The 24,787-nt window shown below is 58.5% G+C and carries 12 protein-coding genes and 11 pseudogenes; 13 read left to right on the top strand and 10 right to left on the bottom strand.

The annotated features are described in order from the left end of the window. Positions 1 to 279 precede the first annotated feature (279 nt). Positions 280 to 585 (bottom strand): annotated as a pseudogene (locus AC0L2U_RS33400) (IS6 family transposase); the annotation flags it as partial. Between the two features lie 53 nt (positions 586 to 638). Next, positions 639 to 1,069, bottom strand: a pseudogene (locus tag AC0L2U_RS33405) (IS6 family transposase); the annotation flags it as partial. 408 nt (positions 1,070 to 1,477) lie between these two features. Between AC0L2U_RS33405 and AC0L2U_RS33410 the strand changes: the two are divergent. Further along, positions 1,478 to 2,683: an aminotransferase class I/II-fold pyridoxal phosphate-dependent enzyme gene (locus AC0L2U_RS33410; protein WP_473603527.1), complete on the top strand. Its 1,206-nt coding sequence runs from the start codon at positions 1,478 to 1,480 to the stop codon at positions 2,681 to 2,683. A 794-nt stretch (positions 2,684 to 3,477) separates the two neighbouring features. Here the strand turns inward: AC0L2U_RS33410 and AC0L2U_RS33415 are convergent. From AC0L2U_RS33415 to AC0L2U_RS33430, 4 genes and pseudogenes are all read right to left on the bottom strand, one after another. Next, positions 3,478 to 3,629: pseudogene (locus AC0L2U_RS33415) on the bottom strand (IS66 family transposase); the annotation flags it as partial. Between the two features lie 477 nt (positions 3,630 to 4,106). Continuing rightward, positions 4,107 to 4,677, bottom strand: a pseudogene (locus AC0L2U_RS33420) (IS5 family transposase); the annotation flags it as partial. A 385-nt stretch (positions 4,678 to 5,062) separates the two neighbouring features. Further along, complete coding sequence (locus AC0L2U_RS33425) at positions 5,063 to 6,253, bottom strand: IS91 family transposase (RefSeq protein ID WP_473603528.1); 1,191 nt, start codon at positions 6,251 to 6,253, stop codon at positions 5,063 to 5,065. A gap of 12 nt (positions 6,254 to 6,265) precedes the next feature. Next, positions 6,266 to 7,127, bottom strand: a pseudogene (locus AC0L2U_RS33430) (site-specific integrase). Positions 7,128 to 7,639: 512 nt separating this feature from the next. Here AC0L2U_RS33430 and AC0L2U_RS33435 point away from each other — a divergent pair. From AC0L2U_RS33435 to AC0L2U_RS33455, 5 genes are all read left to right on the top strand, one after another. Then, a complete protein-coding gene (locus tag AC0L2U_RS33435; protein ID WP_473603529.1) occupies positions 7,640 to 8,338 on the top strand; it encodes a class I SAM-dependent DNA methyltransferase in 699 nt (232 codons plus the stop codon). An 849-nt stretch (positions 8,339 to 9,187) separates the two neighbouring features. Beyond that, entirely contained in the window at positions 9,188 to 10,135 is a 948-nt protein-coding gene (locus tag AC0L2U_RS33440; protein ID WP_473603530.1) for a GHMP family kinase ATP-binding protein, read from the top strand. Between the two features lie 10 nt (positions 10,136 to 10,145). After that, positions 10,146 to 11,207, top strand: a complete 1,062-nt coding sequence (locus AC0L2U_RS33445) for a cysteine synthase family protein (RefSeq protein WP_473603531.1) — start codon at positions 10,146 to 10,148, stop codon at positions 11,205 to 11,207. After that, positions 11,204 to 13,900, top strand: a complete 2,697-nt coding sequence (locus AC0L2U_RS33450; RefSeq protein ID WP_473603532.1) for a lyase family protein — start codon at positions 11,204 to 11,206, stop codon at positions 13,898 to 13,900. The genes AC0L2U_RS33445 and AC0L2U_RS33450 overlap by 4 nt, the downstream gene beginning before the upstream one ends. 237 nt (positions 13,901 to 14,137) lie before the next feature. After that, positions 14,138 to 15,388, top strand: a complete 1,251-nt coding sequence (locus tag AC0L2U_RS33455) for an MFS transporter (protein WP_473603533.1) — start codon at positions 14,138 to 14,140, stop codon at positions 15,386 to 15,388. On the opposite strand, the gene tnpB is transcribed toward AC0L2U_RS33455, so the two are convergent. The 3 genes and pseudogenes from tnpB to AC0L2U_RS33470 all read right to left on the bottom strand — a co-directional run bounded on the left by tnpB (position 15,329) and on the right by AC0L2U_RS33470 (position 16,906). Next, positions 15,329 to 15,484 (bottom strand): IS66 family insertion sequence element accessory protein TnpB, encoded by a 156-nt coding sequence (tnpB, locus tag AC0L2U_RS33460; RefSeq protein ID WP_473603534.1) that lies wholly within the window; start codon positions 15,482 to 15,484, stop codon positions 15,329 to 15,331. The genes AC0L2U_RS33455 and tnpB overlap by 60 nt on opposite strands. A gap of 456 nt (positions 15,485 to 15,940) precedes the next feature. Further along, a pseudogene (locus AC0L2U_RS33465) lies at positions 15,941 to 16,229 on the bottom strand (transposase); the annotation flags it as partial. A gap of 69 nt (positions 16,230 to 16,298) precedes the next feature. After that, positions 16,299 to 16,906: pseudogene (locus AC0L2U_RS33470) on the bottom strand (IS6 family transposase). 578 nt (positions 16,907 to 17,484) lie between these two features. On the opposite strand from AC0L2U_RS33470, the pseudogene AC0L2U_RS33475 reads away from it, so the two are divergent. Then, positions 17,485 to 18,310 (top strand): annotated as a pseudogene (locus tag AC0L2U_RS33475) (IS5 family transposase). 71 nt (positions 18,311 to 18,381) lie between these two features. Further along, the gene (locus AC0L2U_RS33480; RefSeq protein WP_473603535.1) at positions 18,382 to 19,551 is read left to right on the top strand and encodes a M24 family metallopeptidase; all 1,170 of its coding nucleotides are present in this window, start codon (positions 18,382 to 18,384) and stop codon (positions 19,549 to 19,551) included. A 155-nt stretch (positions 19,552 to 19,706) separates the two neighbouring features. Here the strand turns inward: AC0L2U_RS33480 and AC0L2U_RS33485 are convergent. Further along, positions 19,707 to 20,138, bottom strand: a pseudogene (locus AC0L2U_RS33485) (IS6 family transposase); the annotation flags it as partial. 72 nt (positions 20,139 to 20,210) lie between these two features. Here AC0L2U_RS33485 and AC0L2U_RS33490 point away from each other — a divergent pair. The 5 genes and pseudogenes from AC0L2U_RS33490 to AC0L2U_RS33510 form a co-directional block, all read left to right on the top strand. Further along, positions 20,211 to 20,345, top strand: a pseudogene (locus AC0L2U_RS33490) (IS5/IS1182 family transposase); the annotation flags it as partial. Between the two features lie 2 nt (positions 20,346 to 20,347). Beyond that, positions 20,348 to 20,701 carry an aldehyde dehydrogenase family protein gene (locus AC0L2U_RS33495; protein ID WP_473603536.1) on the top strand — a complete coding sequence of 118 codons (354 nt, stop codon included), beginning with the start codon at positions 20,348 to 20,350 and terminating at the stop codon, positions 20,699 to 20,701. 84 nt (positions 20,702 to 20,785) lie between these two features. Further along, complete coding sequence (locus tag AC0L2U_RS33500; protein ID WP_473603537.1) at positions 20,786 to 22,417, top strand: ATP-grasp domain-containing protein; 1,632 nt, start codon at positions 20,786 to 20,788, stop codon at positions 22,415 to 22,417. Between the two features lie 264 nt (positions 22,418 to 22,681). Beyond that, positions 22,682 to 23,078 (top strand): annotated as a pseudogene (locus AC0L2U_RS33505) (transposase); the annotation flags it as partial. A gap of 551 nt (positions 23,079 to 23,629) precedes the next feature. Continuing rightward, on the top strand, positions 23,630 to 24,415 hold the full coding sequence (locus AC0L2U_RS33510) for an SDR family oxidoreductase (protein ID WP_473603538.1): 786 nt from the start codon (positions 23,630 to 23,632) through the stop codon (positions 24,413 to 24,415). Positions 24,416 to 24,787: the final 372 nt, after the last annotated feature.

A 24,787-nucleotide genomic window follows, 5' to 3' on the forward strand; every position in this document is an offset into this window, starting at 1 on the left:
GTAGTAGCAAAGTTTGACGGAGTTTTGCACCAAAGTAGGCAACGATTTGAACTGTGCGTTGCGCAACTTGCAAATTTCCGTCGTGATCATGGTCGAGTAGCTATGCCATTCGGCTTCGCCCTCACAGATCCGGGCGGGCGGATTTCCCGCACCCGGCTCCTCCCGAGAGTAACCCGCATCATATCCGAGCCTGCGCCCAAGTTCAAGTTATGCGAGGGACTGGCAGTGTAAAGCGGCCGGTCAATTCGAGCTCCATCCAGCTCAATCGATCGACTCTTCATAGCCGTCTTGATCGAGGGCCCGCCACCACCAGTGTTTCTTGCCGGCGATGGTAATGGCCACCTCGTCCAGATGCCACACGTCGCCCCGGCTGGGCTGCTTGCGTCGGAGGCGACGGGCGAAGTCCGGGCCGAACTTCTTTGCCCAACGGCGGATCGTTTCGTAGGAGACGACAATGCCGCGTTCCAGCAGCATTTCTTCGACAAGGCGCAGGTTCAGCGGAAACCGAAAGTAGAGCCAAACAGCATGGGCGATGACCTGCGGTGGGAAACGATGGCGCTTGTAGCGGACCGGCGAGGTGTTCATCCACCCGCGTCTATCGCAATGTTCTCCTCACACACCGTCACCGTGACATCGCCGGATCGAGGCTTGTCAGTGACCATCACACGCGGCGAGCGGCATTGACGTTCGAGAAGCTTTCGCATCAGAGCCTCGCAGCCTGGCATTGCGGCGGCCTTGCACCAGAACGTCGAGAACGAAACCGTCCTGATCGACCGCACGCCGAAGCCGGTGTTTCTTTCCCCGAATGGTGATGTCGGCCTCGTCGAGATGTCATTCGTCGCCGAGCTTTCCGGCTGAGCGCTTCCGGATGTCATTGGCAAAGTGCCTTCCGAATTCCTCCGCCCACAGCTTCACCGGTCTGGTGGGAGACCGTGAAGCCCCGGGCAGCCAGCAAATCTTCGACCATTCGCAAGCTGGAGCGGAAACCGGAAATAAAGCCAGACCGCACGGCAATCACATCAGCGGGAAAACAGTGGCGGCGATAAAGTGGATCGGCAATAGTCGTCATGCCCATCATCGCATACCTAAATCGACCGTCGATTTGATGTTAGATGTCCCCGGTAGAGGCATTTTCGGGTGTGGTCCTCTCTGAGGACGACGTTCGGACGATCGCTATTTGCAGCTTTGCCGCACAGAAATGGGCATGGACCAGCATCCCGTTAAGAAAGTACAGAACCGGCGGTGTCTCGCATAGCCTCCGAACCCGCAACTGACACGTTTGTCAGGTTTGTCGAGCCCACGACGTAGCGGGACCTGTCTGATCGCTGCTGCATCCTGATCAAGTGGTTGACAGACAAGAAGAAGATTTAGTTCGGCCTCCCTTCTGCAAAGTTGGCACGGCTTTTGAAGGACACATTGGCTGCGTGGCGGGGTTGCCGATGACCACAAGCGTAAATTATCTTTGATGGAGAGTCATGTGGACAAGCAGACATTTCGTGATCTTGCCAGCGTAATTGAGAAGTCTAGACCAGATTTCGACTATGCGTACTCCAAAGGAATAATGACACTGTATGCCCGCTCGCTTGAGCGGCGACACGTGGAGCTCGAGCCGGGACGATCGGTGATAGAATTCGCGAGAGGCAGTTATCTCGGGCTTGATAACCATCCGATGATCGTGGACGCTGCGATAGCAGCATTAGCGTCATATCGCTCGATACAGTGGTCCGGTGCACGCACGAGATTGAATTTCTCGCTAACCCGAGATCTCGAATACAGCTTATCTGAACTTTTCGATGCACGGGTTGTCGTATACTCCTTGGTTCTAACGGCGAACATGAGCGCGCTTCCGTTACTCGCATGCGGGGCTTTCACCAGCGGGCGCAAGCCGATAGTGGTGTTCGACCGATTTGCCCATGCCACTTTGGCATACCACAAGCCTGTTGTGGCCGAAGATGCAGAGGTTCTGCAAATTAGGCACAACGACATTGAGGAACTGGAGCGTATTTGTCAGAAGCACACGTGCGTCGCCTACATTTGCGATGGGGTGTATTCAATGGGCGGAAATGCCCCAATCCGTGAGCTTTTGCGTCTCCAAGAACGCTATGGCCTTTTCATCTACATCGACGATGCGCATGGCATCTCAATCCGCGGAAGGCATGGCCAAGGATATGCCAAATCCCAAATCACAGATCTAGGCGAAAACACAATCATCGCGGCTTCTTTGAGCAAGGGCTTCGGAGCGACCGGCGGTGTTCTCATGCTTGGGACGGAAGAGCAGGAGAAACTCCTTAGACGTTACGCCGTCCCGCATGCATTCTCGATGGGACCAGACTTGGCCGGAATTGCAGGTGCCTTAGCATCAGCAGAGATTCATCGTTCTGCGGAGTTGGGTGAGCGCCAAGCCCGCCTGAGTAGGATTGTTCAAGCTTTTGACGAGAAAATGCCGACGCAATCGTCAGGTGACGGAATGCCAATCCGGATGGTCCCGATTGGTGAGTCTCGGGCAGCGGTAGATACGGCGGCAGAGCTTTTGCGGCGTGGCTTTTATGTGGCTGCAGCATTTTATCCGACGGTGCCCCGCGACAAGGCTGCTTTGCGCGTATGCCTTACCGCGGATCATAGTTTGGAAGAGGTCACCCAGCTTTGTGAGTCAATTCGAGACATAGCTAGTGCGTGTAAATAAAGGCCGGTTTTCTGGGGTTTGAAGGGTCGTTCTGGCCGCGCAACCGGTGCTGCTTGGCAGCGCGTGTTGGCACAAGTGTGCCAATCGACGAGCGAGAGCATTTGCAGCGGCCATGCTAGATAGGGTATTGCTCAGCGCCTGCCGCCGTGCCACTGAACGCGACCCGATGAGTGGCGTCAGACCGGTTTGAGGCGGGTGAAGAGTGGGAGATTGTAAGCCACCACAAAGGACCAGACATAGGTGTTTGTCTTGAAGTGGCAGACCCCGCGCCAGGTGCAGCGCCCCAAGCCGTAGGTATGGCGCAGCGATCAGGATGAGACGGCAAGAGCTTCGCCGGTTTCTGATTGGCGCTCCGCGACAAGTCCATGTCGCGTATGAAGCTGGCCTACCCCGCTGGCGTTTGACTTCGATGGCGGATCTGCGCCGACAGCTTTCGCTATTGCGGCGAGCGTCATGGCTGGGTTATCGAAGCTGTCCGCCCCCTTCCTTGATCGCCTGGTGCGTGCGATCCGTCCGCAGAGTGTTGATCTGGTCGTCTGAGAGTTCAATTTGCCACGGCCCCTTCGTGAGCTGCCGCCCCTTGAGCCAGCCGCGTGCGAGATAATCGCAGACAGTTTGTGGTGTGACGTCCAGAGCGGCCGCCGACCCTTGCCAGTCCCTCGCTTAACTTGAACTTGGGCGCAGGCTCGGATGACGCGGGTTACTCTCGGGAGGAGCCGGGTGCGGGAAATCCGCCCGCCCGGATCTGTGAGGGCGAAGCCGTATGACATAGCTACTCGACCATGATCTGCCTAGCACAGCGCTTGGGTCAGTGGAACGGGTTCGCAATCCACCTTGAACAGCGGATTTAGCCGCGGTGGGCGTCCGCCTGCAGAATCCCGGTAAAGGTTTTGAGATGGCGCTTGGGATGCTCCTGCCGCCGATCGCGTGAGGCATAATAGAGCGCCAGTTATCTTTCCCCCATTTCGAAGCTCGCCATGCTGTCGGCGGTTCGCCAAATCTAGGCCATTCACACCTTCTGTCGGCTTTGTCGGATCAGCGACAAATGTTGTTACGCCAATCTATACATATCCATATCGGTGTGCGCACCGTCGACGTTCATATATTCGGCTCAGAAAGGCGCTTAAGGTGGCCTCGCCCGGCAGCGTCATTCGTACCATCAGATCGGCCGGCTACTCGCTTGAGCAACCGGACGGCTGATTAGCGAACACGTGTGGCCACTCTCCATCTCCGTCCTACTGAGCGCAAGCCTTGCGGGTTCGAGCGCGCCCCCAGACGCGGCGGTTTCGGCACACAAGGTCACGGCTGTTCTGACGTCCTGATCATTGTGGTCACTGCCCGTAAACTGAGTAGCCTTTCAAAAGCCATGTGACAGCGTCTTTTCAGTATGTCGTACGCGGGATCGGCTTTGTTCGGCGCGGATGCTGGGAATGACGATCTTGGCGCCACGCTCGCTCAGATCGGCGATGATGGTGTTGCTGTCGAAGGCCTTGTCGGCGATCAGAGCGCCGAAGGAGAGGCCTTGGATGAGCGGTTCGACACCGACCGTATCGAAGCGCTGGCCCGGCAGCAGGACAAAGCGCACGAGATTGCCAAGCGCGTCGGTAAGCGCCAAGACTTTGGTTGTCATACCGCCCTTGGAGCGACCTATGGCCTGGCTTTGAGTCCCCCTTTTGCGCCCTGGCCGTGTCGATGGACCTTGACGATGGTGGCGTCGACCATGGCGTATTCCATGTCCGGCTGGTCCGAGCAAGCCTCGAAAAGCCGAATGAAAACATCGGCCTTGACCCAACCTCGGTATCGCGTGAAAACGCTGTTCCACTTTCCGAAGAGGGCAGGCAGATCACGCCACGGACTGCCAGTCCGCACGATCCAAAGAACCGCTTCGAGGAACAGGCGATTGTCGTGGCCGCTTCGCCCAGGATCCGCTGGCTTACCCAGACAATGCGGTTCATCTTCGCCCACTGGGCGTCCGTCAGCACGAATCGCTCCATCCAAAGCCTGAATCACGATCAAGCCAGAATGGGAATCTGGAGGCTTCTGTGAGGTCCGCATGCTCAACGCAGCACACCCGCTAGTCTTCGGACCTCATTGCAAGCCGGATTGAACGAAGCCGCGGGAGGTCTGGCGCTATGTGTAGCCTGGAGGAGCGGTCGGGATCGTCTTCGCCATGCTGATGAAGGGCGATCACGATGTGGCCACAGCGAAGGATGGCACGGTGGAAGGCGGAACCGTGGTGGCGCGAGCCGTCGAATAGGCTGCAGTGCTTTCTATCGCCGGGCTGGCTGCTTGCGGCTTTGTGCGGCAGGCCAAGGGTCGGGGTGCCGGCGCGCATGGCGACGGATACCGACCCGGGTGATGTGGACGCACCCGGCGTGATCATGAGGTGTCGTTCCAGAAGGGGCGCGGCGGCGCCTGGCCGCACCGCCAGATGGCGAGCGTGATCATTGGCTCTCCGCAGCATGGGCAGCGATGCGCCATATCAAGGCGCTCGGCGGCGACAGCGGCGCTTTCGGCATCCGGCTCGAGATCGTTCTGCTGCGATCCGGCCAGCAGCCTGTGGCACAGGTCGAGCTTGGCGGCGCGATTGCCGTTGGCGAGGAAGCCGTAGTGGCGGATGTGATGGAAACCGTCAGACAGCGTGTGCAGGAGAAAGCGACGGATGAACTCGTGCGCGTCGAGCGTCATGATCTTGGTCTTGCCGCGCTGGCGATAGTCCCGCCAGCGGAACGCGACCCGATCGTCGGCCGTGCTGATCAGTCGGGAATTGGCGATGGCGACGCGATGGGTGTAGCGGCCGAGATAGGCCAGCACCTGCTTCGGCCCGCCGAAGGGCGGCTTGGCGTAGACGACCCATTGACGACGACGAGCCTCCGCGAGCAAGCAGACGAAGGCATCAGGCTTTGCGAGGTAGGCGAGATCGCCGAAGAAGCCCAGCCGACCCTCATCATAGGCCGCTCGGAGTTCCTCCAGAAAGCGACGGCGGAACAGGCGCGACAGCACACGCACGGGCAGGAAGAACCCTGGCCGGCAGGTGACCCATCGCCCTCCATCGAGGGAGATGCCGCCGCCCGGGACGATGCAATGGAGGTGGGGATGATAGGTGAGGTTCTGGCCCCAGCTGTGCAGCACCGCGATGAGACCGATCCCGGCGCCGAGATGTCTGGGATCTGCGGCGATCGTGCGCAGCGTCTCGGCGGCCGCCTTGAACAGGATCGTGTAGACCGCCGCCTTGTTCTGGAAGGCGATCGCGGCGATCTCGGCCGGCAGCGTGAACACCACGTGGAAATAGGGAACCGGCAGGAGCTCGTCCTGCCGCGCGGCGAGCCATTCCCGGCAGGCCTTTCCCTGGCACTTGGGGCAATGCCGGTTGCGACAGGAATTGTAGGCCACGCGGATCGCCCCGCAGGACCGGCAGCCCTCGACATGGCCGCCCAGTTCGGCGGTCCGGCACAGTTCGATGGCGCTCATCGTCCGGCGCTCGACGCGTCCGAGATGACCGTCATGAGCCTGCCGATACGCCTCGCCATGGCGGCGGAAGATATCCGCCACCTCCAGTCTCGCCGACATGGGCGGAACCGATCAGCCCGGTGGCACGACTTCGATGTTCAACCGGTCGAGCGGGCTTGTCGTGCGCCGGATGAGGCCGTTCGAGACCTTGGTATAGCGCGCCGTCGAGGACAGATTGTTGTGGCCGAGCAGCACCTGGATAATGCGAATGTCGGTGCCGTTCTCCAGCAAATGCGTGGCGAAGCTGTGCCTGAGCGTGTGGACCGTCACGCGGCTTGTCGATGCCGGCGGCCGCACGCGCCGAGCGGCAGGCCGCGTACAATACCTGAACGTCGATGGGTCGATTTGCATCCCGGCTTGGAAACAGCCAGCCCTGCGGCTTCGCCAGCCGCCAGTAGACCCGCAGGATGCGCAGAAGCTGCGCCGACAGCATCACCGTGCGGTCCTTGCCGCCCTTGCCGTGCTCGATCCGGATCACGCCGCGTCCGCTGTCGATGTCGCCGACCTTCAGTCCGACAGTCTCCGAAGCGCGAAGGCCCGCGGCATAGGCCGTCGTCAGGGCGGTGCGCGTCTTCAGGCTCGGCACCGCCTCGAGAAAGCGGACAACCTCGTCAGCGCTGAGAACCACCGGCAGCGTGCGTGGCGCGCGCGCATAGGCGGTTCGCTCAGGGATCTCGGCGTGACCCAACGTCACGCCGTAAAAGAACCGCAGTGCGCACACCGTCTGGTTCAGCGCCGGCCACGAGATTCCGGTCGAGACCAGATGCACCTGGAAGGCGCGAACGTCCTCCAGGTCAAGCCGGTCCGGAGATCGGCCACAGTAGCGGGAGAACTTCGCTACCGCGTGCACGTAGGATCGTTGCGTGGCCGGCGACAAATTGCGGATCGTCATGTCCTCGATCATGCGCCGGCGAAGCGGGCTCAACTCGGCCATCTCATTGCTCCAGTTCTCAAGGTTGTGCTTCAACAGCAGCAATCCTTCAAAACAGAAGCGTCATTCGCAAACCGGTGCACCAAATGCCGCGTCAGCGGCTTCGTTCAATCATGAATATAAACAGGCCCTGATGTAACCATTTGAATAATGAAGAAACTTTTCTGTGACCTGTTCTGCAGAGTTGGCACGACTTTTGCGGAAGGGACCGTGCCACATGCTTGTAATGGTTGGACCTTATGGTCGGCTGTGCGATCTCAATCGGATCAGCTTTAGCAGCAAGACAATGCTTCGATGTCTAAGCCAGCTAGTGCTCCGACCCAACTATAATGTTTGCTCTCTAGAAGGGGGGGCAATAATCATTGGCATCGCGTGGACAATATATAGAATTCAAGGAGAAGTACCTCAACCGGCCGGCAGTCAAAATCATAGTCGAAGCATTTCGTGAACCGGCAGAGGGTTCTTGGCTGCCGGACTTCCTTGGACCAAGTTCCGACCCTATATGGAGAAAATACATGGACACCGTTGATCAACGCGACGTACTTCGACAAGCCGCGCAAAAGCGGATCAAGGCTGCACATGCGCTCGACGGTGACGCCGATTGCTTGGCGCAGTACTATCGCGAATGGGCGGATTCCTACGAGTTGGACGTCGACCGCGAACACTACTACGGCCCCTCGATCGTGGCCGAACTGGCGGGCGCAGTTCAGGCGTCATATATCAGCAAAGAGCGAGCAGCCACGGCAATCCTGGACGCTGGCTGCGGTACGGGTCTAGTTGGCATTCAACTGGAGCACCTCGGCTTCCGCTTGATCGACGGCTTCGATCTCTCCGAGGCGATGGCCGAAATGGCGCGCGAAACCGGCGTCTATCGCACCGTTGAAGACGACATTGACCTGAACAGGCCCCTCTCGCATTACTCGAGCGCGAGCTATGATATGACCGTCTGCTGCGGTGTATTCACGCTCGGGCATGTCGACCCGCATGCGCTGCGCGAGTTGGCGCGGGTCACGCGTCCGAACGGGTTCGTGATCGCAAGCTCCTGCAAGAGTTATGCGGGCACAATGCCGTTCGAAGACGAGGTGATGTGTCTACAGGAGGCGGGAGTCCTCGCACCGGCGCAGCGTCTGAACGACGGCCGGTTCCTCGGCGAGGAGGACGCAGATTACTGGATTTTGCGAGTGCTCAAGAAGCCGGCGAAGCAGCAACAATGACCTGCGGTTATGCAGACCCCTGCGGGAGCCCGGCGCTTCAGGCCGTGGGCCGGGCTCTTCATGGCGCTAGCGCAGTCACGCACAGGAGCCTCTGGCTCTACCGAGAGGTGTTTACACGGCAGAATATACCACGATGGCTGTGTTGGCCGGTTTGGGGTAGTCGACGGTCTGACGGGCGGCCGCAGCGTTCGAGACGGAAGGCGCGTATCGTGGTCGGAGAGCCTTCAGACCGGCGCTCGTTGACCGATGTGACGTGACGCTCAGACACGGGTCTCGCGCTGGCAGGTCAACTACTGCCCGCGATCGCACGCGTTGCCCAAAGGCATGGCCTCCGGTAGGGGCGTGGACGACGCAGTGATCGGCGGAGCATCTGTCGCGGGGTGACCTGCGCTGTACGTGCGGCGCAAGCAATCACGTTGAACGGCCAGAACCAGCCACGCAAAAACAAAAACAGGATCACTCACCGCATGGCGTCCTTGAACGTCATAGGGACCGAAATTCGCCGAGACGATGCATGCCACGCCGGCGTTCAAACAGCGCAACATATCCTACAAATAAATTAACAGAATGCTCACGATGTTAAATCGCTGACAATGCTACGTTCACCCCAAAGTCTGAGGTCAGGCACCTAGGCGCCGTAATACTAGAAAGTATCTCAACTGAGACGCGAGTCCGTCGTCCGATGATCCGGTTCTCGTCTCAGAGCGGTAAATCAAACTTGAATGTACCTGGCAGAGAAGTGATATGGCGATCCAAAATTCTACCGATTCCATCGGCCCTCCGGGATCCGGGGCGAACACGTCGAGAGGCCTTCTCGAAGCGGCCGCCGATGAAGTGTGGAGGCCATACATGCTTTACCAGACGTTCGATAGCGCAGGCGCGACCCAGATCGTCGCGGAGGACGGGCAGCAGCCAAAGGTTCATTCTAGAGACGCTCTTTGTTGCGGCACATTCGGCGAGTTGCTGCAAGGCCAGCTACCGGTCGGCTCCTTTCGCCGCGATCCTCACTTCCTGGTCACGATGCCCATCGCGCGCTTTGCGCGAGCTCACTTCATGCCAATCGCAGGCACAAGATCCGTAACCGTTTATCCGTCACATAAAGCCAAAGCAAAACAATTGGCTGAGAAGCTTGTAATTGCGCTCGGCGCCTCAGGAGGAATTCTCCTTTTGGAATCTGAGCTCCCCGAAGGCAAAGGCCTGGCGAGTTCGTCTGCGGACCTTGTTGCGGCTGCACGATCGATCGCCTGCTGCTTCAAGCGTAAAGTGCGGACATCATTGATCGAGAAGCTAATGGCGGAGATTGAGCCATCCGACGGGGTGATGTACCCAGGGGTGGTCGCATATCAGCAGCGAGCGTGTAGCCTTCTTTCCTTCCTTGGGCAAATGCCGCCGCTTGCAATTGTTGGTGTGGATGAAGGAGGGACGGTCGAAACCGTCGACTATGATCATCGGCGAGGTGAAATCTCCGCCAGGCACAGAGGACAATATCAAAAATTACTCGACCGCGCACGGATAGCAATTCCGCGGGGAGACACGGGCGCAATAGGCAGAATCGCTACGGCCAGTGCGCTGCTGCATCAGGAGCGGGTCCCAAAGAAGCATCTGAACTCGATGCTGAAAGCATCCGAGGCCACTGGCGCTCTTGGGGTCATAGTCGCGCACAGCGGCACAATGATCGGGATCCTGCTTGATCGAACGGCGGCTGACTTTCCACGGAAGCTTAGGTCCGTGCTCGCGCATGTATCTCCGCTCGACAATTCGCCTAAAATATATCTCACCATGACCGGCTGCCGGTGAGGTAAGCATTATGGACGCTATTCGCAAACGCCTGCCATTTCACGGTTATTCTGACGCCTATGCTCTCCCCAGTATTATTAGGTGTGAGCCAAATCTTTATCTGGCGCAGTTCGCGTTCATGAAGCTTCTGCCTGCGAAGTACATTATTGACCAGGCGCTCGCCCGAAAAATTTTGACGGACGGCATGAAAGTTCTCGAGACCTCCAGCGGGACATTCGCACTGGGATTGGCCGTAGTTTGCCGGGAACGCGGATTCCAGCTCGAAATCTTCACAGACCCAGTGATGGACAAAGGCCTGGAAAACAGGTTGAGCTCCTTGGGAGCCGAAGTTTTCATAATAACCGAAAAGGCGAAGCAGGGTGGCTATCAAAGAAGCCGCCTCGACGCGTTACACGCTAGGATGAGACAGTTGGGTCAATCCTGTTTCTGGCCTCGGCAATACGAAACACCGGACAACCCAGCAGCCTATAAGATATTCGCTGATCAAATATCGGGGATGCTAGGCGCCAACATAACTTTGGTCGGTTCTGTGGGGTCAGGAGGCTCTACTTGCGGAACGATAGAGCGCCTCCGCCAAACAGCCCCTGGCGCGCGCCTGATCGGAGTTGATACCTTCAATAGCGTCATTTTTGGCCAACCGGATGGCGAACGGAAACTGCGGGGGCTGGGGAACAGTCTTGTCCCCAAGAACGTGAAGCATGAACTATATGACGAGGTGCATCTCATCTCGGCTCCGCTGGCATTTGCTGCAACGCATACCCTCCACGAGCGGCACGCCGTTTTCGCTGGTCCGACCTCCGGGGCGAGCTACATCGTTGGGCGTTGGCACGCTCGGCAGTATCCAAGAGAGACCGTAGTCGTCATATGTCCCGATGAGGGCCACCGCTACGCCGAAGCTGTTTATGACCACGAGTGGCTTAAGCAGAACGGATGTCTACATGAAGGTGTTCTTCTGGACGCTCCGTTCAGCGAAGAGCATCCCTCGACCGCTCTCCCGCCATGGAACCGATACCATTGGCATCGGAGAAGTCGGGAAGATGTCTTAAACGCGCTGGAGAATGCTTCAAGATGAACCGAGGTAGCTTCCTTTTCGTCGAAAGCAACACGACGGGCACTGGCGAACTATTGATCCAACGCGCCAGTGCGCTAGGCTTTGAGCCGTATCTCGTGACCCGCAATCCTGCCCGATATGGCTTTCTGAATGACTCCGTCGCTCAAGTGATCGAAGCTGAAACGCGTAGTCCGGATGAACTCGTCGGGGTCGCTGTCAAATTAGGAGGCTTGGCAGGCATATATTCTTCGTCGGATTATTTTGTGGAAGCAGCGTCAAGTGCCGCGAAGGAGATGGGGCTACCAACAGCGAACTCGGAGGCTGTAGCCACATGCCGGAACAAATGGAAGCAAGCGGCCGAGTTACAGCGACAATCGATCACGATCCCTGAAACACGGCTGGCCAGTTGCGTCAGAGACGTCGAGAATATTCTTGCCCACGCTACTCTGCCGGTCGTCGTGAAGCCGGTCTCCGGAAGCGGTAGTAGCGGCGTGCGGTTGTGCCATAGTGCATCAGCCGCGATTGAGGCGTTTGAGAGTGCAAAGGGCGTATTGTCGGAGCAAGTGGATCTGGCCAGCCCCGACATCCTGATCCAGCAATATGTGGAGGGTAAGGAATACTCCGCAGAGATAATTGCGTATGATGGGACACAGCACTGCCTTGGAATTCTAGCCAAGCACAAAGGGCCGCCTCCCTGCTTCGTCGAGGTGGGGCACGACTTCCCGGCCCCGCTACCCGAGTCATCGCTCAAAGAACTGGCCTCTTTTGCCGCGGGCGCGGTATCGGCTCTGGGCCTGAATTTCGGACCGGCTCATGTGGAGTTTGTGATAGCGGAGTCGGGGCCCGTCATCATCGAGGTGAACCCCAGGCTGGCTGGAGGGATGATTCCAGTCATGCTCTCCCACGCCCTGGGAACGTCAATCCTTGACATGGTAATTAGACTTTACGCTGGAGAAGGGTTCACGCCTCCACACGCGAGCGCAAGGGCGGGAGCCATCCGCTTCCGACTTGCTCACAAGTCCGGGAAGCTCAAACGCCTCGGCTTTTCCCGAAATTCAGAGCCTACAGTATGTGAAGCGGGGCTTCTGAAATCTGAGGGGGAGGAAGTCCAAATCAATGGCGACTTCAGAGACCGGGTAGCCTACTCCGTAGGTGTTGCTGATGAACTGAATGTCGCCGTCGCGGCAGCGCAACGGATGATCGACTCCATCGCAGTCGAAATTGAGGCAGCTGACGAAACGGCCATCACGCAAGTCGCTGAATCAAGCGATGGCAGGTGGAATCTGCATCCCGAAGCGATGAAGTTGCTCGCTCCGCCTATCGAAATCTCGCGGGATGGTCGCCTTCTGCGGCACCAGGCGACCATAGACGAAGCACATCTGGTGATGCTTGCGGACAAGGGCTTGGTCAGCCAGGCAGACGCTGCCGATCTCCTGAAGCACATCTTGGAGCTTCAGGAGGAGGGCTTTCAGTCTTTGGAGGGCCGCGAGGCCCCTCGTGGGCTCTATCTTGCCTATGAGGCCGAACTTGCCACGAGAGCTGGCCCGGAAAAGGCAGGCTGGCTGCACTTGGCGAGATCCCGCAATGACTTGAACGCGACCATTACTCTCCTGGTCCTTCGGGAAGCTGCGCGTTCCATCTCGCAAGAAATAGGAAGTGCACAAGATGCCCTGCTTCAGCGAGTGGAGGAAGCATCGAGGCTTGTGGCTCCGTTGTACAGTCAATACCAGATCGCACTCCCTGGGTCGCCCGCGCACTATCTGCTCGGCGTGTTCTTCGCTCTGGCGCGTGAGCGCCAGCGCCTTCATTGCCTGCTGGAAGATATCAGGAACTGCCCCATGGGAGCTGGTGCCGGTGGAGGGACCAGCCTCCCAATAGATCCCTTGAAGATCGCAAGTTTTCTGGGATTCGAACTACCGTCATTCAACTCACTTGATGCGGTTGCAAGCCGCGATCATCACCTGCAAGGGCTTTCAGTCTTCGCTGGCGTTTCAATCTTGCTCAGTCGTGTGGCCCAGGACCTGCAGGTTTGGACGACGCGCGAGTTCGCTCTCATCGACATTCCCGACAATCTCGCCGGCGGCTCTTCTATGCTGCCCCACAAGAAGAACCCGTTTCTGCTTGAGCACATCAAGGGGTCGGCAAGCACCGTGCTCGGGGCATATGTTGCTGCGGCAACTGCAACCTGTAAAGCGCCTTTCAGCAACTCGATCGAAGCAAGCAACTACGGCTGCTCTCCGCTGGGCCTTGCGGAAGATGCCCTGAAGCGGGCGATAACCCTCACATCGCTTATCGTGAAGTTTATGTCTTTCAACGTGAAGTCGATGCGCGAACATCTGGAAGACGGGTCACCGATGGCGTCAGTCGCCGCAGAACGGATGGCGACGCAAGGGGTTCCTTTCAGGAAGGCCCACACGCTAGTTGGCGGGATCGCCAAGCGCCTCTCTCAGGATAGCACCGTCGCGGAGCGCCGAAGCGAGTTGGCCAGCCATCTCGCTGGGGCATTACCGGCGAGTCTTGAAGAGTGCAGGGATGCTCTGCAGTTCGGAGGAGGACCTGGAAAAAGCTCGACTGACGCTCAGCTTTCCGTGGCAAAAACGCTCCTTCGGGATACGCAGCGGAAATGCGCCGACATATCGGAACGCTGGACGCAGGCTGAGGTGCGCCGCAAAACGAGGGTGAAAGAACTTATTGATAAACAAACCACTGTCTGAAGGAGTGCATATATGAACAAGGTCCAACTGTGCCGGCGCGCCTGGGTCGTGCCCCGGCGAGTACTGCAGATGGCCCCTTCTGCGCTCCCTCGCGAAGACGCAGAAGATGCCTATCTCGAAGCTGCCTAAGCTGCTGCCCTAGAAACAGTCATTTGGCGGAAGAGGCGGCAGGAAGCAGCCTGATGGCTCGCGCAGCCTTATTTTGTTCGTTCGATTACCGCCGGGCAAGATGGACCAATGAACTCATACCGCGGTCTTTTGAAGATTCCTGGCCTATTCCCTCTGGTCCTCGCTGCGACCCTGTCCCGTCTGGCCAGTCGCATGTTTGTCGTCACATTGGTTCTATTCGTGCTGGCGCAGTTTTCGTCACCGGCCCTGGCAGGGTGGCTTACATTTGCAGCGATCGTTCCTGGCCTGATTGTCAGCCCTGTCGCGGGCGTTCTGCTTGATCGCGTGGGGCCGACAACTGCGGTCAAGATCAACATGGTCGCCAGCGCTGTCTTCATTGCCGCGATCAGCTTCGCCGGTTTGGTCGGTTGGTCCAGTCCGCCCGTCCTGTTCATCCTGGTAACACTGTTCTCGCTCGCCGGCCCTTTGGGCGCCGCGGGAACTCGCACTCTACTGCCGCGACTCGTCGCGCCTGACGCCCTTGACCGGGCCAATGCGCTGGACACTGCGGTCTATGCCAGTATCGATGTCGTTGGGCCGGCGAGCGCGGGCGTGGTCGTTGCCTGGCTCGGGCCCGAGGCTGCGATGTCTATGATCGCGGCAGCCTATGCAAGTGCAGCGATCTGCTTGTCCCACGTCCAACGCTTGCCGGGATTGGCTTCCACAAAGACATCTTTCCTGCGCCAAACGATCGAAGGCATTCAGATACTGGCGCGACAGCCGACGCTACGCGCCCTGGCGATCTCCTATTCACTGTACCAGCTCACATGGGGCGCGCTCTCCGTCGTAATTCCGGTGTTCGTCGCCGATCACTTCGCGACGGCGGCGGGCAGCTCAGTAACAGGGCTTCTGTGGGCTGCGGTGGGTGTTGCCGGAGCTGTCGGTGCCCTCTTCGCAGGGCATATGCACACTACCGGACGCGAGCGCCATTTCATGGCCGCCGGAATGGTGGCCACCGCCTTTGCGGCATGGCCGATTGCGGCGGAGTTCGGATTCGGCGGTCTAGCAAGCGGCCTGATCCTCGCCGGCGCGATGTCCGGCCCTATCGATGTCGCGGCGCTGGCTTTACGCCAACGGCGGACCGATCCGCAACAGCTTGGCCGCGTACTGTCTATTTCGATCAGCCTGAACCTGGCAGGCTTCCCACTGGGCGCGGCCATTGCGGGGATGGTGATCACGGAATCGTTGTCGGCCACAATGGTCTTGGCGGGCATCGCCTCTGCCGTTGCAGCCATCGCAACCGTATGTATCCCCCCCGATTCAGTGCTGCCAGGCGCAGAAGGCGAACACCGCGCGCTCGAACGGGTTGAGCCGCATTGACTGCTCCACCGGAATCGCAAGGCTGTTGATCCCCGCACGGAAGTCGATCGGCACCCGCTGAAGATAGCCGCGCAGATCATCAGCCGGCCGGAACATCGCAACGCCGACGCCTTCAACCGCAAATGTCGGCCGAGCCGACGGGGCCGGCGTCGTGCAGTCGGAGATACCGCAACCACCGGAACGAAGGCCAGCGGCGTGATGTTCGACATACCGTCAATTCCTTCTCGGTCGCTTGCAGGCGTCGGCGTAGCGCCACCCAGTTGCGCAACTGATTGGCGTTGACCCCGTGCGCCAGCGCAAGCCTGCAATGTGAATCGGCCCTTTAATTGCGGGTGATTGTCAATCCGAGTTTCGCTCTGTCATCGCCGGGGTCATGGTCCTTTCCGAGAGTCGAATGCCTCATGATGATGTCCGGGTTGGGCGCCTCAACGTGTGCAAACGAAGTTCGAAGTGGACGTCAGCCGATTCAACGAGGTCACCACAACCACCGTCCCGGCGGGGACATCACGGGTTTCGGAAGCGGACCCGCGATTGGGATCGAGCGCGGATCTGTCACGCGATATTTTCGCCGCCCCACTCAAAGCTGGTGCCGTCAACCCAAATGCAATGAAGCAGAACGGCGATCTTCCGTGCGACCGCCACCTTTGCCTTCTTCAAGCCGATCCGTCTCGACAAGCGCATCCCCCAGGCTTACAGTGTGGACCATTTCTTCGTGCGGTGCAGGAGCACGCTGGCCGCCTCGTAGAGATAGGTTCGCAACAGTCGATCTCCCCAGCGAGAGACGCGCCCATTGATCCGTTTCACCGGACTGCTTTCGTCGCGGCGTCAGGCCGAGATAGGCAACCTAGAGCGCGCCGCGGCGATGTCGCGATGTCTGGATAAGAACGCGATAAGACCTGCGGCGCTGATTTCAGCTGACCCCAGCCACCCTGTTCCACTCCGCCAGGGGCTGGAGGGGGTGGTGGCGAATTTGGAATGCGGAGCCTTGTGAGCGGGCTGGGGCGAAGAGATTCTGAGTGCTGAGAAGATCGAGACTAAGCGTTGCAGCGCCCCTGGCGATCGGAAGCCCTGCATCATCCGCTCCTTTTTCGCAGCGGCCCCGTAGGAACGGTGATCATCCGCTTTGGTACGACGCCCTGCTTGGTCAGCAGCCCTGGTCAGCAATTACTTGGCCGCCTTGGTGTTGCGCCGGCTCTGGACGATCTCGTCGAGAGCATAGCCGTCTTGATCGACGGCCCGCCACCACCAGTGTTTCTTGCCGGCGATGGCATGGCCACCTCGTCCAGTGCCACACGTCGCCCGGCTGGGCTGCTTGCGTCGGAGGCGACGGGCGTAGTCCGGGCCGAACTTCTTTGCCCAACGGCGGATCGTCTCGTAGGAGACGACAATGCCGCGTTCCAGCAGCATTTCTTCGACAAGGCGCAGGCTCAGCGGAAACCGAAAGTAGAGCCAAACAGCATGGGCGATGACCTGCGGTGGGAAACGATGGCGCTTGTAGCGGATCGGCGAGGTGTTCATCCATCTGCGATTTTCAGATAGCGATGCGAAATCGGCGCTCGATGCCCTCGCGGCTTTTTCGCTTGGCAGGCCGCACGAGTGGCTGCCGATGTTGGCGCCCGAGCGGACCGCACGGCGGTCCATGGCGAAGCACATTTCGCTTATCTGGCATACCGTGGCAACTCAGCCGCGCATCTACTGGCTAGGCAGCTGGCATCACTTTCGGGATGGGAGCTGTATTTCAGAGTAGCTGGCGGCGCTTTGAAACGACCATTTCGCCAGACGCGCATTTTTGATGAGAAATCATTGCTTGTGGGACTATACTTGTAGATGTTGGAGGATTAGCGGACCATCAGAGGGGTGAAAAACAGAGGAAGAACAACGTTAAAGATATTCGCCACCAGATCGTCGCCACGGTTGCTTCAGTAGGATCGCTGCTAGTACTCTCGTGCCGGTGCCCTGCCTGTTCGTTCTCCATTGAACCCTGTCGCCCAAAGGGCATGCCTCCTTCCGCACGGGCTATCTCCCGTTAAGAGGCCGTTTGGAAAATCGGAAAAATTGGGATTTCGGCGGAGGCTGGTTTATGATTCAAGCTGTGGATGTGGACCGAACAGAGCCGTTGCCGGATGGCCAAGATCGCCAAGAAGACCAAGCGCTACCCCATCCGATCTGACGGACGAGGAGTGGGAACAGATCGCTCCGCTGATGCCCAACCTGGGCGTCGCGGCCGTCCGCGCGAGGTTGATTTCCGTGAGGTGATCAACGGGGTGCGCTACCTTGTGCGCTCGGGTTGCGGCTGGGGGATGCTGCCGATCCATTTCGGCGCTTGGCAGACGGTCTACGGCTGGTTTCGCGAGTTGGCGCGGCGCTTTCTGTTCCAGACCATCCACGACGTGGCGCTGATGCTGGACCGCGAGCGAGCCGGGCGCGAGGCCAGTTCCACGGGGGGCGTGATCGACAGCTAGTCAGTCAAGGCTCCGCAAGCGGACACAAGGGGTTACGATGCCGGGAAAAAGATTGTCGGCCGCAAGCGCCACATCGCCGTCGGTACCGATGGGCGGCTGTTGATGGTCAACCTCACCCCCGCCGACATCTCCGACAGTGCCGGGGCTCAGGCGATTCTGGACGGCATCCGCAAGCGCTGGCCCTGGGTGAAACACCTGTTCGCCGACGGCGCCTACGATCGGCTGAAGCTCATAGATAAGGCCGCCTACCTCGATTTCGTGGTCGAGATCATCCGCCGATCCGACGACCAGAAGGGCTTCGAAGTCTTGCCCCCGCCGCTGGGTCGTCGAGCGAACCTTCGGCTGGATGACAAGATGGCGCCGCCTGGTGCGCGACTACGAGAAGCGCATCGACGTCTCTCACGCCATGATCCTCGTCGCTATGGGCGGCAATCTTGTCCGCAGAAACGCCCATCCCTGATTTTTCAAAACAGACTCTAAGCGCCGTCGCGAGCCCAAGCAGGCCGCATTTCTGAAAATGGAGAGTAAATAATGCCAATAGCCAAAGCCCCGCAAGCCTTTCCGAGAGCGGAATTCCTACGCCGGCTCGCAGCCGTCAAGTCAGAGATGGGCAGGCGCGAGATCGAGGCGCTCATAGTGTTTAATACAAACAATATCACCTATCTGACGGGCTACACGACTCCGTCTGGCTATGTGCCCGAAGGACTCGTCGTTTCGATTCACGAGGAAGAGCCCATCTTCATCCTGCGCCAAATGGATGCACCGGCAGCGATTCATCAGACGTTCATGAGGCGCGAGAACGTAATAGCCTATCCGGAAGCATTGATCGGCACTCCTAACATGGATGGCTACGACGCGATCGTCGATTTCCTCCACGAGAAGGGTCTCGCAAACTGCGGCGTGGGTATTGAACTTGGTGACCTACGCTCTCAGGCGGTAGCCAAGCTCAAGACTCGCCTCCCAGACGCCACGATCGTGGATTGCTCCAACGCCGTAGCCTGGATCCGACTCGTCAAATCAGATCTTGAGATCGCCGTAATGCGGGAGGCTGCTGCCATCTCAGATGCGGCGATGAAGCGGGCTGCCGAAGTCATCCGTCCTGGCCTATGCGAAGCCGATGCAGTCGCTGAGATTGCTGGGACGCTGGCGCGAGGCGCAAACGGCAAGCCAGGAACAAACATTGCCGAAATCGCCCTCTGCTCCTCCCCCCGAACGGGTACACCCCACATTCCGTGGAGCGAAGACGTGTTTCGCCAAGGCTCCCAAATTAACATCGAGCTCGCCGGCGTTCGCCATCGCTATACAGCCGCACTTATGCGGACCTTCTCTATTGGTAACCCCTCGGAGCATTTGTCCCGCGTTCACGATGCACACGTTGCCGGAATGGAAGCGGCACTTCAGACAATCCGGCCGGGGGTAAGCTGCAGCGATGTGGCGAACGCTTTCTATCGCACTTATGAAAAGCACGGCTTCAAAAAAGAATCGCGATGCGGCTATGCCCACGGAATTGGTTGGCTCGAGCCGACCGCAAGCTTCCAAGACGGTGACATGACGGAGTTAAAACCGAACATGACCTTTCATCTCATGCTTGGCAACTGGTTCAATGAGGATTTCGGGTATATGATAAGTGAGTCAATCCGCGTCACTGAGACCGGTGTTGAGGTGCTAACCAACACGCCTCGCGAGATCATTACCATCTGAACTGCTGAGAACCGCAGGGAAATTCGTGGCGCCTTTGTCATCAGCCAATTGCCAAACTTCGAGTAACCTAAGAGCATGGCTGCCGTCGGACCCGTTCCGGCGGCAGCGGTTCTCGCCGCAATGTATATCCGTTCCTCATAAGCGCTCAACATGAGAGTGGTGTCGCAGGAACCGATCACCTCGTGGTTGGTCTGGCTTCCCGTCGATGACGACGCATCCGATCGGCCATGACGTTCCAGCGCCTGCCTGAAGAAGCGCTTGGCCGCCGGCAGATCGCGCTGCTCGCTGAACCATACTCGACTGTGTCACCGACATCGCCGATGGGCGCTATAGAGATACATCCACTGGCCACGGGACTTGAGATGTAGGTCTCGTCGACATGCCATTTGCCGGACCCTTGCGCCGGTTGAAGGGCTCGAGCAACAAGGGCGAGAAACGAACGGTCCAGCAGGGGATGGTCGTGTGATCGACCGTAATGCCGCGCTCGGCCATTATCTCATCAAGATTATGCAGCCTAAGATTATAGGCCAGATACCAGCGCACGCAAAGCAGGATCACGACTGGTCGAACTGACGGGCTTTGAACATTGCAACCTTCCGAAAGTGATCGAAGGCTCCTTACCAGAGCGCTGTAATCAAAAGGTTGCAACAGATCCAACACCGAGATGCTGGGTTGTGGAACGCTTCTTTGCCTGGATCAGCCGCAGCAGACGGCTATGGAAGGGCGCCGAGGCCAGAAATCGAATCGGCAACAGCCTTCCTCTACTTGCGGCCGTCATGATGCTTTCGCGGCGGCGTTGGCAAAACGCATCGGCAGACCTCAATGTCGGAGACGGCTTCGAGAACGGCGTGGCGATCGGACCAACATCGAGGACGAGGCCGTGGCCAAGGTGAAGGAGCACATCACCGACGCATTTGCAACGGGTGTTCAGGTCGTCGCCGGCGGCGAACGGCACGGAAGAGGTGGGCTGTTCTTCGCGCCGCCGGTTCTGAGCGCTGTTGCGCAGGAGATGAAGATCGCGCCCGAAGACAAATCGAGCTGGTCGCGCCTCCCTTCCAACTTAATGCGCCCGCGATTCATTCAAGTTCTGGCCATCCATCGAAACGTACGCGTAGCCGGCCTGCATGTGTCATCGATCCCTAAGAGCTGAATTCCAGACATACCGCCCCAAACGTTTTTTCGGCAAGATTCTGCCATTCGCGCATGACGGTCCGCCATATCGCGAACGATCGTTATGCAAACACATGCGGCTGATTTGCTGCGTGGAGACAACCACGACATCGCCGAGAAGCCATTTGGCTTCACGACGGTTGACGCCTACACAGGCTCCGAATCCAGGTTAACGAGTGAGCCTTCCCAGTACGGCTTCCTGCCGGAGAGCGGCGACCAACGCCTTCAACTATACCATTTCCTGAGACACGATCATCTACTATTGCAACAGAGTTGCAAAAAAGACTTTACAGAACCTTTGCGACCAAAAACTGACGACGATGATAAATTCACCACAATATCTGAGGTCGGGGGGTCGGCTGACAAAGCTGATGCCGATTTGTCTCGGGTGCCGTCCAGCCGGCAACGTGGGAGTCACAAACCAATGGCAAGAAGAGCTCTTATCCTGATTGAAGGCCATAAGGGTAATGGTCTAGCATACGTCCAAGCAGCCCGGCGTCTCGGCCTTCATCCAATTACTCTGTCCGCTGATCCAGCTCAGTACGACTACGTTGCGACGGAAAGTGTTCAGGCAATCCGTGTCGATACAGACAATCTCGACGCAATGATCCACGAATGTTCCCAGCTACGGACCGGGTATGACATTGCCGGCATTACTGGCTTCTCGGGCGACGACGAGTTAGTCTATATGGCAGTTGCCAAGCTCTGCCGACATTTCGATCTGCCGGGGCCGAACCCAACATCGATTGAACGGTGCTGCGACAAGTTCGTCCAACGTCAGATCTTGACGGAGGCCGGCGTTCCAATGCCTGCTTATCGCTTGGCAGCAAATGCGACGGAGATAGAAACTTTTGCCGCTGAGATTGGTTTGCCGGTGATTCTCAAGCCGGCCGAAGGGAGCGGAAGCAAGGGTGTCCGATTGTGCCGCAGTGTCGATGAGTTGATCGAACACACGACCTATCTGCTGAAGGGCAAGTACATATGGCGGTCATCGCCAAGGATACTAATCGAAGAATTCGCACAAGGCCCCCTTTATAATGCTCAGATAATGGGCAGTGAGATTGTTGGAATCTCCGAGAGTGAGTTCGGTCCCCCGCCGCACTTCGTCTCTCGGGAGTTGACTTTTCCGATCCTGCTACCTGATCAGCAGCGTGAACTTATTTCCGATGTTTCGCTAACCTGCTTGCAAGCTCTAGGCCTCGGGTGGGGGCCAACAAACATTGAATTCCGATGGACAAAGCGCGGCCCAGCCATGATTGAGGTCAATCCGCGTCTTGGCGGTGCTCCCGACCCACAACTGGTCCAGCTCGCTTGCGGCGTCGATCTTATCACCGAGCACGTCAAGCTTGTCATCGGCGATGAATGGAAATTGGTCAAGAGCCATTCGCACATTGCGACTGCCCGGAAGTTGATCGCTGATCGCGATGGCATCCTTGAGCGGATCGATGGTGACGGTCGGGCGGCTGCTATTCCAGGTGTCGCCGACGTTAGATTCTACGTTCAGCCCGAGACGCCGATCATCACGAAAGGCGATTCTCGCGACTGCATCGGATATGTCATCGCCGCTTCACCGAGTCGTGCTCGGACCAAAGCGATACTCCAGCGTGCCGTCGACTTAATCGATTGGCCGATCACGCCCTTTGCGACTCCGCGCGAACGGGAACAATTTGCGGCCTCTGATGTTCCGGACCGATGACGGGAGGTGGTTTGCAAAGGCAGGGTGGCCAGCGTGTTCGTCTGCACCCGCTCGAGGAAAAGGTCCTGCGCGGTGCGATAGAGCTCGTGGATGTCGCTCTCCCAGTCATCCACATGCACGCGGCGCTCGGGCGCGCCAACCAGCCCGATTGACTGGCATAGGTTCATAGGTTCTCGCAAGCGGTAGCTTGTCTCGATCGGCACGCGCGTGGGATTAATGTGCCGCTTGAGCGCGAGCGTCCTTGAATTCGTTCGGGTCGCGTGAAGGCTGATGCTGCTGCCCGGAGTTGACCAGCATTTCGGGGGTAGCCCCCCGTCAGGGCGTTCGGTGCAGGATCCTAGCAGTTTCAAAACGGGGCGGGTCTTTTCCGCCTGGATCGGCATAACGCCGCGGGCACATTCCCGCCGGCAAGGAGCGCGTTGGCAAGATATCAAAGCAGGGCGGCAAGCAGTTGCGCACTTGCTCATCGTCGGCGCGACATCAATCCTGAAGCTGGCACGCCGTGGGGCAAAGCTGCCGGCTTGGGCGGTCTTCTTGATGGCACGAAGACCGTTCAAGGTCGCCGCCGTTGCTTTAGCAAAACAAAATCGCCCGAATAATATGGGCACTTCTCATCAAGGGAGGGGTCTACCAGATGCCGGCGATTATGATGAAAGCGTAGAAACAGGAGAGGTTCCGGCGCTCTGTCGCCGGATCAAGCGGCAAGGTGCCAAATGGGCGAAAATCTCGATACCGATCAGACCGTCTTCGTCAATGCGCCATCGAGCGCGGCAAAGTGATAAGGCGATCGGCATCACGGATATCATCGTGGCCAGCGGTCATAGGCCGCGTTAGGTAGGCCGACATATGACTGCACCGTCCCACGGGGATTTGCGCAATAAATGCCTTGCTAACCGGGCCGTTCGGCCGTTCCACATATGAGGAAGACCCCATTTGAGTGCCAAGCGAAAACGTCCACACCGGGCAGTCCGCCTCTGTTTTTTAACAGGAATTATCACCATGCATCCATGATTGTTAAATTCACATCAAGAAGTCTAATGATAATTCACATATAGTCAATATATGTTGTGGTATTACTGGGAAAATTTAATCAGTCTCCACTTCGGAGAACGCAACGAGCCAGGTCGTGAAGGGACGCCGTGACGCCCCGCCCCTGTCTGCTGGGTCGTTCTGCTCGCCGCTGTACCCGTCACCACAAAGAGGAAGTAGATCGTGGACCAGATTTCACAGGCAACCACATTCGCCGGCAAGGTGGCTCTGGTGACAGGCGCGGCGCGGGGCATCGGATTCGCGATTGCCACGCGATTTATCAGCGCCGGTGCAGATGTGGTACTGGCGGACCTCTCCGAGAGCGACCTGAACGCCAGCATTTCCGCCCTGTCTTCGGACTATACTAGCCGGGCCTTGGCGGTACGTGCGAATGTGTCCAAAGACACTGATGTCACGCGAATGGTCGAGGCCGCAGCGGCCCGGTTCGGGCGGGTCGATATCTTGGTCAACAACGCTGGAATCTCTCCGAAACACTGCGGACGGAAGGCAAGGGTTGAGGAGATGCTCGCCGCGGAGTGGCGTCAGGTTCTGGAAGTTAACCTGACAGGCGCCTTCCTTTGCTGCCGGGCCTGCCTTCCCCACATGCGGGCGGCAAAATGGGGCCGCATCATCAACATCGCATCGGTAGCTGGCCGAACGAAAACCGAGATTGCAGGAGCCCACTATGCCGCGTCCAAGGCCGGCATGATGGCCCTTGCCCGCACCCTCGCCGTTGAAGTTGGCTCAGCGAACATCACGGTAAATTCCATTGCGCCGGGCCGCATCGAAACACCAATGGCTGCCGCAGCTGGTGCCGAGCTTAACCAGGCTTACGTCGCCCGCATTCCTGTCGGCCGACTTGGCACCGGCGAAGACATCGCCGCTGCGGTCGCCTACCTGGCATCTGAAGACGCTGCCTTCCTCACTGGTGCGACGATAGATGTTAACGGCGGCTCGTTCATGATCTGATCCGCGTGGCAACTGATACTACATACTACAAATAGTCTCGACCCGACCCGCTGCACAGCGTTGGGGGTGGGGCCACGGTGGGGAACTCCCGTCGCTAGTTATGTGGCCGAGCCAACCCGCTCGACGCCCGCCCTCCAGACAGAGGACAGCCCCGAGACGAAGACACGGAAGGCGGTATCCAACCCGCGGATGAGAGTCTGACCGCTCAGCCTTGACAGGGAACATGAGGGACTAGAACGCCAAACTTCGGGGTCTGCCGAAGGCTGGTCTATAGCGCGACAATCTGGGAGAGAGTCGCATTGCCTCGCCTGAACTGCTCCCTAAAATTGGTTTGTTGCCTCATCTAATTTGCTCCCGAATCAACAACTTCGG

This window comes from Mesorhizobium sp. WSM4808, from assembly GCF_055811675.1.

Excerpts from the sequence above, each read along its gene's own strand:
- AC0L2U_RS33425 (WP_473603528.1), bottom strand. The coding sequence starts at position 6,253 with ATGTCGGCGAGACTGGAGGTGGCGGATATCTTCCGCCGCCATGGCGAG.
- AC0L2U_RS33500 (WP_473603537.1), top strand. The coding sequence starts at position 20,786 with ATGCAAACACATGCGGCTGATTTGCTGCGTGGAGACAACCACGACATC.
- AC0L2U_RS33455 (WP_473603533.1), top strand. The coding sequence starts at position 14,138 with ATGAACTCATACCGCGGTCTTTTGAAGATTCCTGGCCTATTCCCTCTG.
- AC0L2U_RS33445 (WP_473603531.1), top strand. The coding sequence starts at position 10,146 with ATGGACGCTATTCGCAAACGCCTGCCATTTCACGGTTATTCTGACGCC.
- AC0L2U_RS33450 (WP_473603532.1), top strand. The coding sequence starts at position 11,204 with ATGAACCGAGGTAGCTTCCTTTTCGTCGAAAGCAACACGACGGGCACT.
- AC0L2U_RS33440 (WP_473603530.1), top strand. The coding sequence starts at position 9,188 with ATGCTTTACCAGACGTTCGATAGCGCAGGCGCGACCCAGATCGTCGCG.
- tnpB (WP_473603534.1), bottom strand. The coding sequence starts at position 15,484 with ATGTTCCGGCCGGCTGATGATCTGCGCGGCTATCTTCAGCGGGTGCCG.
- AC0L2U_RS33480 (WP_473603535.1), top strand. The coding sequence starts at position 18,382 with ATGCCAATAGCCAAAGCCCCGCAAGCCTTTCCGAGAGCGGAATTCCTA.
- AC0L2U_RS33435 (WP_473603529.1), top strand. The coding sequence starts at position 7,640 with ATGGACACCGTTGATCAACGCGACGTACTTCGACAAGCCGCGCAAAAG.